At 73.0% G+C, this 12,529-nt stretch carries 14 protein-coding genes; 8 read left to right on the top strand and 6 right to left on the bottom strand.

The window, feature by feature from the left end; genetic code table 11:
- Window positions 1-5 precede the first annotated feature (5 nt).
- Together K2F47_RS05320 and K2F47_RS05315 are read right to left on the bottom strand one after the other, a co-directional pair.
- On the bottom strand, window positions 6-368 hold the full coding sequence (locus K2F47_RS05320) for a VOC family protein (RefSeq protein ID WP_242901593.1): 363 nt from the start codon (window positions 366-368) through the stop codon (window positions 6-8).
- A complete protein-coding gene (locus K2F47_RS05315; protein WP_242901592.1) occupies window positions 365-598 on the bottom strand; it encodes a hypothetical protein in 234 nt (77 codons plus the stop codon). The genes K2F47_RS05320 and K2F47_RS05315 overlap by 4 nt, the downstream gene beginning before the upstream one ends.
- 102 nt (window positions 599-700) lie before the next feature.
- Between K2F47_RS05315 and K2F47_RS05310 the strand changes: the two genes are divergently transcribed.
- From K2F47_RS05310 to K2F47_RS05290, 5 genes are all read left to right on the top strand, one after another.
- A complete protein-coding gene (locus K2F47_RS05310; RefSeq protein ID WP_242901591.1) occupies window positions 701-1,270 on the top strand; it encodes a CGNR zinc finger domain-containing protein in 570 nt (189 codons plus the stop codon).
- A gap of 16 nt (window positions 1,271-1,286) precedes the next feature.
- On the top strand, window positions 1,287-1,799 hold the full coding sequence (locus K2F47_RS05305) for a GNAT family N-acetyltransferase (protein ID WP_242901590.1): 513 nt from the start codon (window positions 1,287-1,289) through the stop codon (window positions 1,797-1,799).
- An 80-nt stretch (window positions 1,800-1,879) separates the two neighbouring features.
- Window positions 1,880-2,425 carry a GNAT family N-acetyltransferase gene (locus K2F47_RS05300; RefSeq protein WP_242901589.1) on the top strand — a complete coding sequence of 182 codons (546 nt, stop codon included), beginning with the start codon at window positions 1,880-1,882 and terminating at the stop codon, window positions 2,423-2,425.
- A gap of 64 nt (window positions 2,426-2,489) precedes the next feature.
- Entirely contained in the window at window positions 2,490-4,190 is a 1,701-nt protein-coding gene (locus K2F47_RS05295; RefSeq protein WP_242901588.1) for an MFS transporter, read from the top strand.
- 33 nt (window positions 4,191-4,223) lie between these two features.
- A complete protein-coding gene (locus K2F47_RS05290; protein WP_242901587.1) occupies window positions 4,224-5,090 on the top strand; it encodes a 1,4-dihydroxy-2-naphthoate polyprenyltransferase in 867 nt (288 codons plus the stop codon).
- Here K2F47_RS05290 and K2F47_RS05285 read toward each other — a convergent pair.
- The gene (locus tag K2F47_RS05285) at window positions 5,054-6,076 is read right to left on the bottom strand and encodes a hypothetical protein (protein ID WP_242901586.1); all 1,023 of its coding nucleotides are present in this window, start codon (window positions 6,074-6,076) and stop codon (window positions 5,054-5,056) included. The two genes, K2F47_RS05290 and K2F47_RS05285, sit on opposite strands and share 37 nt — an antisense overlap.
- Window positions 6,077-6,505: 429 nt before the next feature.
- On the bottom strand, window positions 6,506-7,186 hold the full coding sequence (locus K2F47_RS05280) for a uracil-DNA glycosylase (RefSeq protein ID WP_242901585.1): 681 nt from the start codon (window positions 7,184-7,186) through the stop codon (window positions 6,506-6,508).
- 113 nt (window positions 7,187-7,299) lie between these two features.
- On the opposite strand from K2F47_RS05280, the gene modA reads away from it, so the two are divergent.
- The gene (modA, locus tag K2F47_RS05275) at window positions 7,300-8,079 is read left to right on the top strand and encodes a molybdate ABC transporter substrate-binding protein (RefSeq protein WP_242901584.1); all 780 of its coding nucleotides are present in this window, start codon (window positions 7,300-7,302) and stop codon (window positions 8,077-8,079) included.
- Between the two features lie 8 nt (window positions 8,080-8,087).
- Here the strand turns inward: modA and K2F47_RS05270 are convergent, their stop codons facing one another.
- Window positions 8,088-8,597 (bottom strand): SRPBCC domain-containing protein, encoded by a 510-nt coding sequence (locus K2F47_RS05270; RefSeq protein ID WP_242901583.1) that lies wholly within the window; start codon window positions 8,595-8,597, stop codon window positions 8,088-8,090.
- 227 nt (window positions 8,598-8,824) lie between these two features.
- Between K2F47_RS05270 and ftsH the strand changes: the two genes are divergently transcribed.
- Window positions 8,825-10,891 carry an ATP-dependent zinc metalloprotease FtsH gene (gene ftsH / locus K2F47_RS05265; RefSeq protein ID WP_242901582.1) on the top strand — a complete coding sequence of 689 codons (2,067 nt, stop codon included), beginning with the start codon at window positions 8,825-8,827 and terminating at the stop codon, window positions 10,889-10,891.
- Between the two features lie 6 nt (window positions 10,892-10,897).
- On the opposite strand, the gene K2F47_RS05260 is transcribed toward ftsH, so the two are convergent.
- A complete protein-coding gene (locus tag K2F47_RS05260; RefSeq protein WP_242901581.1) occupies window positions 10,898-11,743 on the bottom strand; it encodes an SCO6745 family protein in 846 nt (281 codons plus the stop codon).
- Window positions 11,744-11,851: 108 nt separating this feature from the next.
- Between K2F47_RS05260 and K2F47_RS05255 the strand changes: the two genes are divergently transcribed.
- Complete coding sequence (locus K2F47_RS05255) at window positions 11,852-12,511, top strand: Uma2 family endonuclease (protein ID WP_242901580.1); 660 nt, start codon at window positions 11,852-11,854, stop codon at window positions 12,509-12,511.
- Window positions 12,512-12,529 lie beyond the last annotated feature (18 nt).

Raw genomic sequence — 12,529 nt, 5'->3', positions numbered from 1 at the left:
GAGCCTCAGCGGGCCGTACAGAAGCAGAACTCGTTGCCCTCGGGGTCGCGCCACACCTGGTAGGGCGTCGCGGAGTCGCCCATCGGCTCGGACGCGGGGGTCGCGCCCAGCGCGGCGGCGCGCTCGCCCGCGACGCGGATGTCGGGGACGTCGAGGTCCAGGTGCACCCGGTTCTTGGTCGTCTTGTGCTCGGGGACGAGCTGGAACGCCAGCTTCGGCCCGCCGTCCCCGAGCGGTTCGAGGTCGATCCAGTCCACGTCGCGGTGCGTGGTCTTCATGCCGAGCAGCGCGCCCCAGAACGCGGCCATGGCGTCCAGGTCGGCGCAGTCGATGGCGACCGCGCCCACCTTGGGGGTCACGGGCGTCATCGGTCCGCTCCCGCCGGACGGTCGGTGCGGCGGTTCCGGCGGCGTCCGACCAGGTCGTGGAGGCGCCGCGTCCTGCGCCGGGCGTGCTCCAGCGCCTCGGCCCGGGCGGTGAGGCGCGCCTCGACGAGGTCGGCGTGCAGGCGGGCGTACTGCCGCCGCGCCCACGCGTGCCGCGTCGCCAGATCCGCCAGGTAGGGCAGGGCGTTCATCGGGTCCCCCTTCGTTGACACCGGCTAAACCGTAACGCTGGTGTTGCCCAGCCTGCAACCACCAAAACACGAATACCGGTGTTATGGGTTGGGTAGGGTGCTCGGTGACAGGCAGGAGGGGTGATGGCCGACGCTGGTCCCGGTGAGGACGCCGCGCTGCTGCTGCGGGACTTCGTCAACACGCTCGACGTCGACTCCGGCACCGAGGCGCTCGCCGCGCCCGCCGACCTCGTGCGCTGGCTGTCCGAGCGCGGGCTCGTCCCGTCCGGCACGGCGGCCGGGGACGCCGACCTCGCCACGGCGATCGCACTGCGCGAGGGGCTGCGCGCCGCGATGTACGCCCACAAGGGCCCGTCGAACGTCGAGGTCCGGGATCTCGACGACGTCCTCGCCGGGCTCCCGCTGCGGGTCGTCCTCGGCGGGCCCCGCCCGGCGCTCGTGCCGGTCGGCGACGCCGGGACGGCCGCCGCCGGTCTCGCCCGCGTCGCCTCCGCGATCATGGACGCGGCCGCCGCCGGGACATGGACCCGGCTCAAGGTCTGCGAGGAGGGCACCTGCCGCTGGGCGTTCCTCGACACCTCCAAGAACCGCTCCCGCGCCTGGTGCTCGATGCGGACCTGCGGGAACCGCACCAAGACCCGCGCCTACCGCGCCCGGCGCCGGCCGCCCACCGGCGCGGCCCCCGCGCGCTGAGCCCTATCCTCGGCACGTGCTGGAGATCCGGTTCGCGAGCGCGCAGGACGCCGAGGCGGTCGAGGCGGCGCGCGCCGCCTCGTGGCGCGCGGGCTATGCGGGCCTGCTCCCCCAGGCGGTCATCGACGATCTCACCGGCCCCGACGAGGTCGAGCGGCGGCGCCGGTGGCCGGAGGCGAACCCGCACGGCCGGATGCTGCTCGCCGAGATCGACGGCGTCCCGGCGGGGATGGCGGCCTACGGGCCGGAGCGGCAGCCGCGCGGCCCGGTCGACCCGTCCCTCGTCGAGGTCTACTCGCTGTACGTCGCGCCGGAGTTCTGGTCGGCCGGTGTGGGCCGCGCCCTGCTGGAGCGGGTGGTGGAGGAGAGCCGCGCGGCCGGGTACGGGCGGCTCGTCCTGTGGGTCCTCGACACCAACACGCGGGCCCGGCGCTTCTACGCGCGCGCCGGCCTGGCGGAGACGGCGCGGGAGCGGGCGGAGCTGCGCGGGCACGTCGTCACCCACCTCCGATGCGAGCGCGACCTCTAGCGTCCCCCTAGGGTGAGCGCTGACCCCGTAGCAGGGTGATCCTGAAGCAGGTGGTCCCGGACGAGAGGACACATGACGCCATGGCCGATGTGGGCGTGCGGCCCGCCCGGCGCGCGGACGCCGCCGCCGTCGCCGACATCCAGGTCCGCGCCTGGCGGCAGGGCTACCGGGACCTGCTCCCGCCGGACGTCCTCGCCCGGGTGACCGGCCCCGAAGCGCTGGCGGCCTGGCGGGAGCGGTGGACGGACGCGGCGGTGGCTCCGCCGTCCCCGCGGCACCGGCTGCTGGTCGCGGTGGCGAACGACCTGGTCGTCGGGTTCGCCGCGCACGCCCCCGCCGAGGACGGCGACCTCGACCCGGCGGCGGACGCCGAGCTGGTCGCGCTGCTGGTCGACCCCGTGCACGGCCGCGCCGGGCACGGCAGCAGGCTCCTGGCCGCGTCCGTGGACCTGCTCCGCGAGGACGGCTTCCGCACGCTGACCACCTGGGCGTTCGAGGACGACACGGTGACGCGGGAGTTCCTCGGCTCGGCGGGCTGGGCGCCCGATGGGACGGCCCGGACGCTCGACATGGGCGAGCCCGTCCGGCAGATCCGCCTGCACACCGGCATCGGCGACGACCGGTAGGCCGGGAACACGTTCGGCAGGGGTCGGTGAAGGGCACAGGGGGTCCGGCCATATCTTTGAAGTCGTGCCCGAGTCCACCTCTCTGAGCCCGCCGCCGCATGTCTCGGCGGAGCCGCCGCGCGCCGGCCGCCGCCGCTGGCTCGGCATGGTCGTGATCAGCCTCGGCGTCTCGCTGATCGTGGTGGACGCCACGATCGTCGGCGTCCTGCTCCCCCGGATCGTCACCGGGCTCGACCTCACGACCACGGGCGCGGAGTGGGTGACCTCGGTCTACTCGCTGGTGTTCGCCGCGCTGCTGATCCCGTTCGGGCGGGCGGGCGACCTGTTCGGGCGCCGCCGGATGTTCGTCCTCGGCGTCGTGGTCTTCGCCGCCGCGAGCCTGGGCGCGGCGCTCGCGGGCGGCGCCGGGACCCTGATCGGGGCGCGGGCGCTGCAAGGGGTCGGCGCGTCCATGATCCTGCCCGCGACGCTGTCCACGGTGAACGCGATGTTCACCGGCCGCGACCGCGCGGTCGCGTTCGGCATCTGGGGATCGCTGATCAGCGGCATGGCCGCGCTCGGCCCGCTGGTCGGCGGCGCGGTCGCCACCGGCGGCGGCTGGCGCTGGGCGTTCGGGATCAACCTCCCGCTCGGCGCCCTGCTCGTCGTCGGGGCTCTCGCTCTGATGCCCGAGACTCGTGCGGAACCATCTGTTCCGGGTGGCGTGGGGGGTCGTCCTCCCACAGGGGAACGGTCCGGCAGCGCGCGGCGGGAGATCGACTGGCTCGGCGGGCTGCTGTCGGCGCTCGGGCTCGGCGCGCTGGTGTTCGGGCTGATCGAGGGCCAGACCTACGGCTGGTGGACGGCGACACGTCCGATGCGGATCGGCGGGTTCGAATGGCCGGACACGGGCCTGTCGCCGGTCCCGGTCGTCATCGGCCTCGGCGTCGTGCTGGTCGCGGTGCTGGTCGTCGTCGAGCGGGCGCGGGCGGCCGCCGGACGCGCGGTCATGCTCGACCTCGCGCTGTTCCGGATCGCGAACTTCCGGCACGGCAACCTGACCTCGTCGCTGATCAGCGTGGGCGAGCTGGGGCTGCTGTTCATCCTGCCGCTGTTCCTGCTCGGCGTGCACGGGACGTCCCCGCTCCAGATCAGCGTGGCGATCCTGCCGCTGGCGATCGGCGCGTTCCTGTCCGGCGGGTACGCGGGGCGGTTCGCGAACAAGCGCGGCGCGCACCGGGTCGTGCAGATCGGCATGGTGCTGGAGGTCGCGGCGGTCACCGCGCTCGGCCTCACCGTGTCGGCGTCCACGACCGGCTTCGGGCTCGCGCCGTGGATGCTGCTCTACGGGTTCGGCCTCGGCCTGACCTCGGCGCAGCTCACCAACGTCTCGCTGGCGGACGTGCCGCCCGCGCTGGCCGGGCAGGCGTCCGGCACCCAGTCCACGGCCCGCCAGGTCGGCGCGGCGCTCGGCATCGCCCTGGTCGGGACGGTGTTCGCGACCGGCCTCGGGCACGCGATGAGCGACCGGCTCGCCGGGTCCGGGCTGCCGCCCGAGCGCCAGGCCGCCATCACCCACGAGTTGCGCGACAGCGCCGGGACGTACGGGCGCGACCTGCACGACACCCCCGGGATGGCCGCCGAGGCGCACGCAGCCGACGCCAGCCTCGCGGTCGCGACCAGGCACGGCGCGCTCACCACCGCCGCGATCCTGGCGCTCGGCCTCGCGATGTCGCTGCGGCTGCGTCCGAGCAGGGACCATGATCATGGACAATCGAAGGACTAGTCCCCTGTCGTCGCACGAGAACCCGGCATAACTTTGGCAACGCTCTCCCAGTGGGTCGCCGGCGCCCGGCCTCGCACCCTGCCCACGTCACTCGTCCCCGTCGTCGTCGGCACCGGCGTCGCGGTCGGCGAGGACCACGCCGTCTGGTGGCGCGCCCTGCTGGCCGCCGTCGTCGCCCTCGTCCTCCAGATCGGCGTGAACTACTCCAACGACTACTGCGACGGGATCCGCGGCACCGACGAGAAGCGCGTCGGCCCGCTGCGGCTCGTCGGCTCCAAGGTCGCCCCGCCCAAGCAGGTGCTGGCCGCCGCGATCGGCGCGTTCGCCGTCGCGGGCGTGGCGGGCCTCGTCCTCGCCGCCGTGACGACGTGGTGGCTGGTGCTGATCGGCGCGTTCGCGATCCTCGCGGCCTGGTACTACACCGGCGGCAAGACCCCCTACGGCTACCGCGCGCTCGGCGAGATCTCGGTGTTCGTGTTCTTCGGCCTGGTCGCCGTCGTCGGGACGGCCTACGTCCAGGTGGAGGGGCTGCCGTGGGAGGCGTGGGTCGCGGCGGTGCCGATCGGGCTGCTGGCGTGCGGGCTGCTCGTCGCCAACAACCTGCGCGACATCCCCACCGACCGCGTCTCGGGCAAGCGCACCCTCGCCGTCGTCGTCGGCGACCGCTGGACGCGGATCATGTACGCGGCCTGCACGGCGCTGCCGTTCATGATCGTCCTGGGGCTGGCCGCGCCGCACCCGTGGGTGCTGATCGCGCTGCTGGCGGCGCCGCTGTCGGTGCCGCCCACGCAGAAGGTGCTTAACGGCGCGGTCGGCCCCGCCCTGATCCCGGTGCTGGGCGAGACCGGCCGGTTGCAGATCGCCTACGGGGTACTGCTGGCGGTCGGCCTAGCCCTCTGACCGTCCCGCTCGACGAGCAGGACGGCGCCGGTGAGGCCCATGACGAGCCCGGCGATCACCCCGCCGAGCGCCGTCATGCTCTCCGCCGCCGTGAACCCGGATTCGAGGAACCCGGGCCGCCCGACCATCACCAGCAGCCTGTACAGGGAGTTGGCGAACGCCGCGCCCGTCCCGACCCACGCGACGGCGAGCGCCCACACGAACCTGTGAGGGCGTCCGGCCCGCAGAACGATCAGGAGCAGCGCGACCGCCCCGGCGGCCGCCAGCAGCCCGGACACGCCGCTGACGGTCTGCCGTAGGGCGGCCCGGTCATGGATCTCGTCGGCGGTGAGCCCGGCCGTCCCGCCGAAGGCCCAGAAGAGGTGGACGAGCGCGACGGCGGCGGCCAGGCCCGACGCCCCGTACGCGAGGAGCTTCTGGAGCGCGTGGGTCGCGCCCCGGGGAACGTCCCTGGTCCGGACGGTGAAGACCTCAGGCCACCGTGTCCGCGCATAGAGGACGAACGCCGTCAGCAGCCCGAGGCCCTGCACGGTGAACCCCGAGTAGACGACGGCGTAGACCCAGCCCTGGAAGCCGTTGCCGGTCCCGGTCAGGGACTCGTCCGAGGTGAGCGCCTGCAACGCCGACCCCAGCGGGACCGCCACGACGATCGGCGCGAGAAGCCCGGCGGCGATCCAGATCGGCGCCAGCACGAGCCCCGCCGGAATCCGCTGGCCCCACCGGAACGTGAACGCCAGCGCCACGAGCACCGCGACCGCGTCCATGCTCATGGTGACCGCGTTGCCGACGTAGAGCGCGGAGTCCTTCGCCGCGTCGACGTCGTTCCAGCCGACCGTGCTGCCGGACAGCCAGGCGATCTTGATGGTGAGGTAGGGGACGCAGGCGGCCACGGTCGCGGCACAGACCGCCAGGCGGACGCGTCCGGGCCCCACCCCCGGACGCCGGGCGGCGCCGCGTCCGTGCAGCAGATGAACTGAACCGGTCATGCCCGCCATGCTCGTCCGCCGCCCCGCGCCCACACCTCCCGCCTTCGGGGGAACCCTCCTGCTCAACCTCCCCCACGCGGGCGAACCCGGGCACTCCCTCACCCAGCGTCCACGCCGGACACCGGCTGGGGGCCCGTGACCGGCTTCCGGTCGGAGCAGGTGCTCGTGCCGCCGCTGAGGCCTTGGGGCACGCCCTAGGCAGGGTTCGTCAACGCCCCGGCGTCCTGCCCCCGCCTGACGGCTCGGGACGTGACCGTGCCTCTGGCGGCGCGGCTGTGTTCGCCGCGATCTCGGCGCAGTGCTCGCCCGGCGGCTCGCCTGGTGCCCGATCTTGTGCGGTCTTCCCGGTGGGGCGCCGCCTCCGGCGTCGGCCCCACCGGTCGGCTACGCCCCGCGTGACGGCTGAGGGCCGCTTCGGGGGTGCGTGGGCTAGGCGAGGGTCCAGTCGATCTCGGTTTGGCCCGCGTCCACCAGGGCCTTGTTCACGGCGCTGAAGGGGCGGGTGCCGAAGAACTTCTTGGCGCTGAGCGGACTCGGGTGCGCCGACTCGATCACGGTGTGCTGGGGGCCGGTGATGAAGCGGGCCTTCTTGCGCGCGTAGGCGCCCCAGAGCACGAAGACGACGCGGTCGGTCTTGTCGTTGAGGGCGCGGATCGCGGCGTCGGTGAAGTCCTCCCAGCCCTTGCCCGCGTGCGCCCCGGCCTCGCCCGCGCGGACGGTCAGCACCGCGTTGAGCAACAGGACGCCCTGGTCGGCCCAGGGTGTGAGGTCGCCGGACTTGGCGGGCGGGATCTCCAGGTCGGCGGCGAGCTCCTTGTAGATGTTGCGCAGGGACGGGGGCAGCCGCACGCCCTCGCGGACGCTGAAGCTGAGCCCGTGCGCCTGGCCGGGCCCGTGGTAGGGGTCCTGGCCGAGGATCAGGACGCGGGCGTTCTCGTAGGAGCAGTGCCGGAACGCGTTGAACAGGTCGGCGCGCGGGGGGTAGACGGTCTGCTCGGCGTACTCGGCTGCCACGTACGCCTCCAGGGCGGCGGTGGCGATCGGGTCGAGCAGCGGGTCGAGCCGCTCCCGCCAGTCGCCGGGCAGCGATTCCATCAGGTCGAGCGACATCGTCGGGCCTCCGGGAAGGTGATCTTCAGCTACCGGAAACACTAGTGCGGGGCACTGACACGCCAGGGCGGAATCACGGGAGCGAATGCCCCGGGACCCTAAGATCAGGACATATGCCCGACTCCCCCGGCTGGCGCCGCCACCGAGCATCCTCCCTGGTCGCCGTACTTCTCCTGCTCGGCGTCACGGCAGGGTGCGGCGGTTCGTCGGGCCCGGTGACGCTCACCGTCCTCGGCGCCTCGTCGCTGACCGAGGCGTTCGGGGAGATGGGGGTCGCGTATTCGCAGGCCAATCCTGGCGTGAAGGTAAGGCTGGAGTTCGGCGGCTCGCAGGAGATGGCGGACCGGCTGTCCGACCACGACCCCGGCGACGTCCTCGTGACGGCGGACGAGGCGAGCATGAAGAAGGCCGACCGCTACCTGACCGGCCCCCGCCCGATCGTCGCGCACAACTCGATGACGATCGCGGTCATGCCCGGCAACCCGCGCGGCATCCGCGACCTGCGGGACCTCGCGCGGCCGGGGCTGCGCGTGGTGGCCGGCGCCGAGACCGTCCCGGTCGGACGGTACGCCCGGCAGGCCCTGACGCGCGCGGGCGTGACGGTCCGGTGGAGCTCGGAGGAGATCAGCGCCCGCGCCGTGCTGGACCGGATCCGCTCCGGGGACGCCGACGCCGGCCTGGTCTACATCACCGACCTGGAGTCGGCGGGAGCGGCGGCGAGCAGCGTCCCGATCCCGGCGGCCCTGAACGTCACGGCGGCCTATCCGGCGGCGGCCGTCAAGGGCGGCCCCCACCTGGACGAGGCGAACGCGTTCGTGTCGTGGCTGAGCACGCCCGAGGCGCAGAAGCTGCTGAACAAGTACGGCTTCGCCAGCCCCGGCCCGGCCCGCTGACATCCGCGTCAGGACGCTTCGGCGCGGGCCTTGAGGGCGGCGTTCATCGCGGCGAACTCGTCCTCCATCTTGAGCTGGCCCCCCGCGACGGGGACGAGCGCGCCACTGAACCGCTCGCCCTGGGTGAGGCGGACGCGTCCCTGCCCGGCGGGCTCGATCCGGAAGTAGTGCTCGCCGTCCACGATCCCGGGGAGCCACAGGCGCCCGATCCAGCGCAGCTCGCGGCCCGGCTCGGCGGCGAGGACCTTCGGCTCGAACGTCATGGAGCTGCCGTCGGAGCCGCGCAGGACGTTGCGGAGCCGCGCGCCCTTCCTCGGCTCGCCCTCGGCCTTGACGATGAACGGGTTCCACTGCGGGAAGCTGCCGAAGTCGGTGAGGATGCCGTAGACCTTGTCGGCGGGCGCGGCGATCTCGACCGTGCTGCTGACCTCGTGCGGCGCCAGCTCGCCCCAGGCGAGCAGACCGCCGGCGGCGAGGACGGGGGCGGTGAGGGCGGTGACGACGACGCGGCGGATCATGGCGAGCCTCCTTGGCTAACAGCTTTTCGTTTCTGGCTAAGCTTGTTAGCCAACAGGCTAGCTAAGAGGATTAGCTTTGGCAAGAGGGAACGTCCTGGCGCCGTACACCGTTTACTCCCCGGAGCCCGCAACCGGGCTTGCGCGCAACCGCGACCTGCGGGCACGCGCCCGGGAAGATCGTGTTCACCGGCCCCGGCCTGGTGACGTGTACGGGGGGAAGGTCAGTCGTGCCGTCCAAGCGACCCGCGCCGCAGCCGAGCGAGGCGGCGCGCCGAGGAGGCCCCGGCGAACCCGACAGGCGCCAGTCGGTCCCGCCCCGCAACGACCCCGAGCAGCCCTGGCGGGCCGAAGGGGTCCCGGAGCGGCGGTCCGGAAAGCGCGTGCGCGGCCTCGGCGGCGGCGGCTGGAAACCCGGCCGCAACACCTACCTGTTCTGGCTGCTCCTGGCGGTCGTGTTCGGGCTGAGCTACGCCTCGATGCACATCACCGGCAAGCAGGAGCGGGTGTCGGTCCCCTACACCGCGTTCACGCAGCAGGTGTCGGCGGGCAACGTCAAGGACGTCTACACCAAGGGCTACCAGATCCAGGGCAAGCTGAAGAACGCCCAGCAGGTCCCCGGCCAGGCCAGCACGAAGAAGACCTACACCTCGTTCGAGACGCTGCGCCCCGCGTTCGCCGACGACAAGATCTACACGGAGATGGTGCAGAAGGGCGTCCAGGTCGAGGCCAAGCCCGTCAACGAGGACCGGGGACTGCTCGCCAACCTCCTGCTGTCGCTGCTGCCGACGCTGCTGTTCGTCGGGCTGTGGATCGGCGTGATGGTCTGGCTCCAGCGCCGGATGTCCGGCGGCGGCGGTGGCGGGATCATGGGCGGCTTCGGCCGCTCCCCCAAGCCCGTCCAGCCGGACGAGAAGCGCGCCACGTTCGCCGACGTCGCCGGGATCGACGAGGTCGAGGCGGAGCTGAGCGAGATCGTCGACTTCCTCAAGGACCCCGGCAAGTACCGGAAGATGGGCGCCCGCGTCCCGCGCGGCGTGCTGCTCACCGGCTCGCCCGGCACCGGCAAGACCCTCCTGGCCCGCGCCGTCGCGGGCGAGGCCGACGTGCCGTTCTACTCCGCCGCCGCGTCGGAGTTCATCGAAATGGTCGTCGGCGTCGGCGCGGCCCGCGTCCGCGAGCTGTTCACCGAGGCGCGCAAGACCGCCCCGTCCATCATCTTCATCGACGAGATCGACACGATCGGACGGGCCCGGGGCAGCGGCGCCAGCATGGGCGGCCACGACGAGCGCGAGCAGACCCTCAACCAGATCCTCACGGAGATGGACGGGTTCTCCGGCTCCGAGGGCGTCGTCGTGATCGCCGCGACCAACCGTCCCGACATCCTGGACCCGGCGCTGATGCGCCCCGGCCGGTTCGACCGCCAAGTCGCCGTCGCCCCGCCCGACCTGGACGGACGCGTCGCGATCCTGCGCGTCCACACCCGCGAGGTGCCGCTCGCCGGGGACGCCGACATCACCTCGGTCGCCAAGATGACGCCGGGCATGACGGGCGCCGAGCTCGCCAACCTCGTCAACGAGGCCGCGCTGCTCGCCGTCAAGCGCGCGAAGGGCGCGGTCGACATGGCCGACTTCCAGTCCGCGCTGGAGAAGGTGCAGCTCGGCACCCGCCGCTCGCTGGTCATGCCGTTCGAGGAGCGGCGCCGCACGTCCTACCACGAGTCCGGGCACGGCCTGCTCGGCATGCTCCAGCCGGGCGCCGACCCGGTCCGCAAGATCACGATCGTGCCGCACGGCCGCGCGCTCGGCGTCACCGTCTCGACGCCCGAGAGCGACCGGTACGCCTACGACGAGCGCTACCTGCGCGGCCGCATCATCGGCGCGCTCGGCGGGATGGCCGCCGAGGAGCTGGTGTTCGGCGTGATCACCACCGGCTCGGAGAGCGACCTGGAGCAGGTCACCAAGATCGCTCGCGGCATGGTCGGCCGCTGGGGCATGTCCCCGAAGGTCGGCCCGCTGTCGATCCTGCCCGCCGACGGCATGGACCCGATGGGCCAGTACGCCGCCCAGGGCACGCTCGACGCGGTCGACCTGGAGGCCCGCCGCATCGTGGACGAGTGCTACGCCGAGGCCCTGGAGACCCTCCGCGCGAACCGCGACAAGCTGGACTCCCTCGCCCGCGTCCTCCTCGAACACGAGACGCTGGACGAGGAGGCCGCCTACGCGGCGGCGGGGATCGAGCGCGTCGTCGTCCCGGTGGAGACCACGAAGTTCCCGTCCCCGACGCAGCGGCGCTAGCCGGGGTCAGTCGGCGCGGGGCACGCCGGTCGGATTGGGGTAGGGGACCTCCCCCGCGTCCGCCACGGCCCGCGCGAACGGCACGAGCGCGCGGTAAAGCCCTTCCGGGTCGTCCAGCACCCGGAAGGGCACCGCCGCGAGCGCGTCGGTACGCCGCTCGACCTCCGCCTTGAGGGCCCGGCCCGCCTCGGTCGCCGTGCCGTCCTCCAGGAGCCCCCGCGCGGCGAGGGCGTCGGACGCCTCCCGCCAGTCGTCCTCCGACCAGCCGCGCTTGTCGGAGACCATCTCCTTCGGGACGGCTCCGAGCCCGCTGGCCAGCACGTTCGCCTCCAGCCCGCCGAGCCCCCCGGCGGTCAGCGCCGCCACATGCCCGTCGCCCCGGTGCTCCCGCAGCGACGTGGCGAGCTGCCACAGCGCCTCCACGGGATCGTCCGGCAGGTCCAGATCGCGGTTGGCGGCGAACAACGGCCGCCCGGCCCCGTCCGCCGCTTCGACGACCTTCGCGAGCCCCGGCACGACCTCGGGCGCCGCGTCCGCGATCCCCGGCGCCACCCGCCGCAGGTTCGCCGCCGCCGCCTCGCTCCGCGCCCGCAGGATGGCCTCCGGCGCCGCGAACGCCCACGCGTCCGGAACGGCCCGCCGCACCCGCGCCGGAGGGAACCCGAAGAACGTCGCCTCGACCACCCCCGCCGCCACCGCGCCGAGCGGCGCGGCCCGTCCGCCGAAATACCCCATCCAGAAGCCCCGGAGCCCGACCTCCTCGAAGGCCCCGATGCTCTCCGGCGAGAAGTACGTCACCACGTGCAGCGGCTCCAGAACGGTCCACATCCGCCGCGCGACCGAATCGTCCACAAGCGCTCCCTCCCACACCGCCGAAGCTAAGCCCCCACCATCGCCCGCACAACCAATCGCTTCGTTTTCCAAGGCCTGTCACGATCCTCACCCATAAGATGACGCAACGTGACCATCCCCGTGCGAATCCACTGGCACCACGAACTCCCCGACACGCCCTACAACCTCTGGAAGCGCCGCGAGCTCGCGGACCTCGTGCGCCTTGGCCGGCAGGGAACCAGAGCCGAGATCATCGGCGGCCGAATCATCGTCCCGCCGTGGATGGACCTGGCACACGGCCTCATCGTCAGCGACGTCGCCGACGCGTTCACGGTCGACGGCATGAAGGACCCGTCCGGCGCCTGGCAGTCGGTCAGGGGCCAGGACCTCGATCTCGATGTGATCCAGGACGGCTACACCCCGGACCTCTGCCTCCTGAACCCGGAGAATGGCCTCAAGGCCAGGAAGGCGCAGCTCAAACACCTGTCCCCGCACCATGTCGAGCTCGTCCTGGAGGTCACCTCGCCCGAGAACGCCGACCAGGACCGGATTCCGAGCCCCCCAGATGCCGACGCGACCAAATGGAACGGATACGCGCGCGTCGGCATCCCCCATTACCTGCTGGTCGATCGAGACCCCGGCGTGGCGCGGACGACCCTGTTCTCCGGGCCGGACCGTGCCGCCGGTGAGTACCGCGAATCCTTGAGCTGGGCGTTCGGGGAGGTCGTCAGGCTGCCTGAGCCGTTCGGGCTGGAGATTTCCACCGACGAGTGGGAGCCCTGGATCTAGTCGGGCCTCGTCACATTC

This window comes from Actinomadura terrae (genome assembly GCF_022751215.1).
Classification (GTDB): Bacteria; Actinomycetota; Actinomycetes; order Streptosporangiales; family Streptosporangiaceae; genus Spirillospora; species Spirillospora terrae.
This window is presented reverse-complemented; position numbering and strand designations above follow the sequence as displayed.

Bases quoted from the DNA above. Each gene is read 5' to 3' on its own strand.
- K2F47_RS05300 (WP_242901589.1), top strand. From the start codon at position 1,880: ATGGCCGATGTGGGCGTGCGGCCCGCCCGGCGCGCGGACGCCGCCGCC.
- K2F47_RS05270 (WP_242901583.1), bottom strand. From the start codon at position 8,597: ATGATCCGCCGCGTCGTCGTCACCGCCCTCACCGCCCCCGTCCTCGCC.
- K2F47_RS05320 (WP_242901593.1), bottom strand. From the start codon at position 368: ATGACGCCCGTGACCCCCAAGGTGGGCGCGGTCGCCATCGACTGCGCC.
- K2F47_RS05280 (WP_242901585.1), bottom strand. From the start codon at position 7,186: ATGTCGCTCGACCTGATGGAATCGCTGCCCGGCGACTGGCGGGAGCGG.
- modA (WP_242901584.1), top strand. From the start codon at position 7,300: ATGCCCGACTCCCCCGGCTGGCGCCGCCACCGAGCATCCTCCCTGGTC.
- K2F47_RS05310 (WP_242901591.1), top strand. From the start codon at position 701: ATGGCCGACGCTGGTCCCGGTGAGGACGCCGCGCTGCTGCTGCGGGAC.
- K2F47_RS05285 (WP_242901586.1), bottom strand. From the start codon at position 6,076: ATGACCGGTTCAGTTCATCTGCTGCACGGACGCGGCGCCGCCCGGCGT.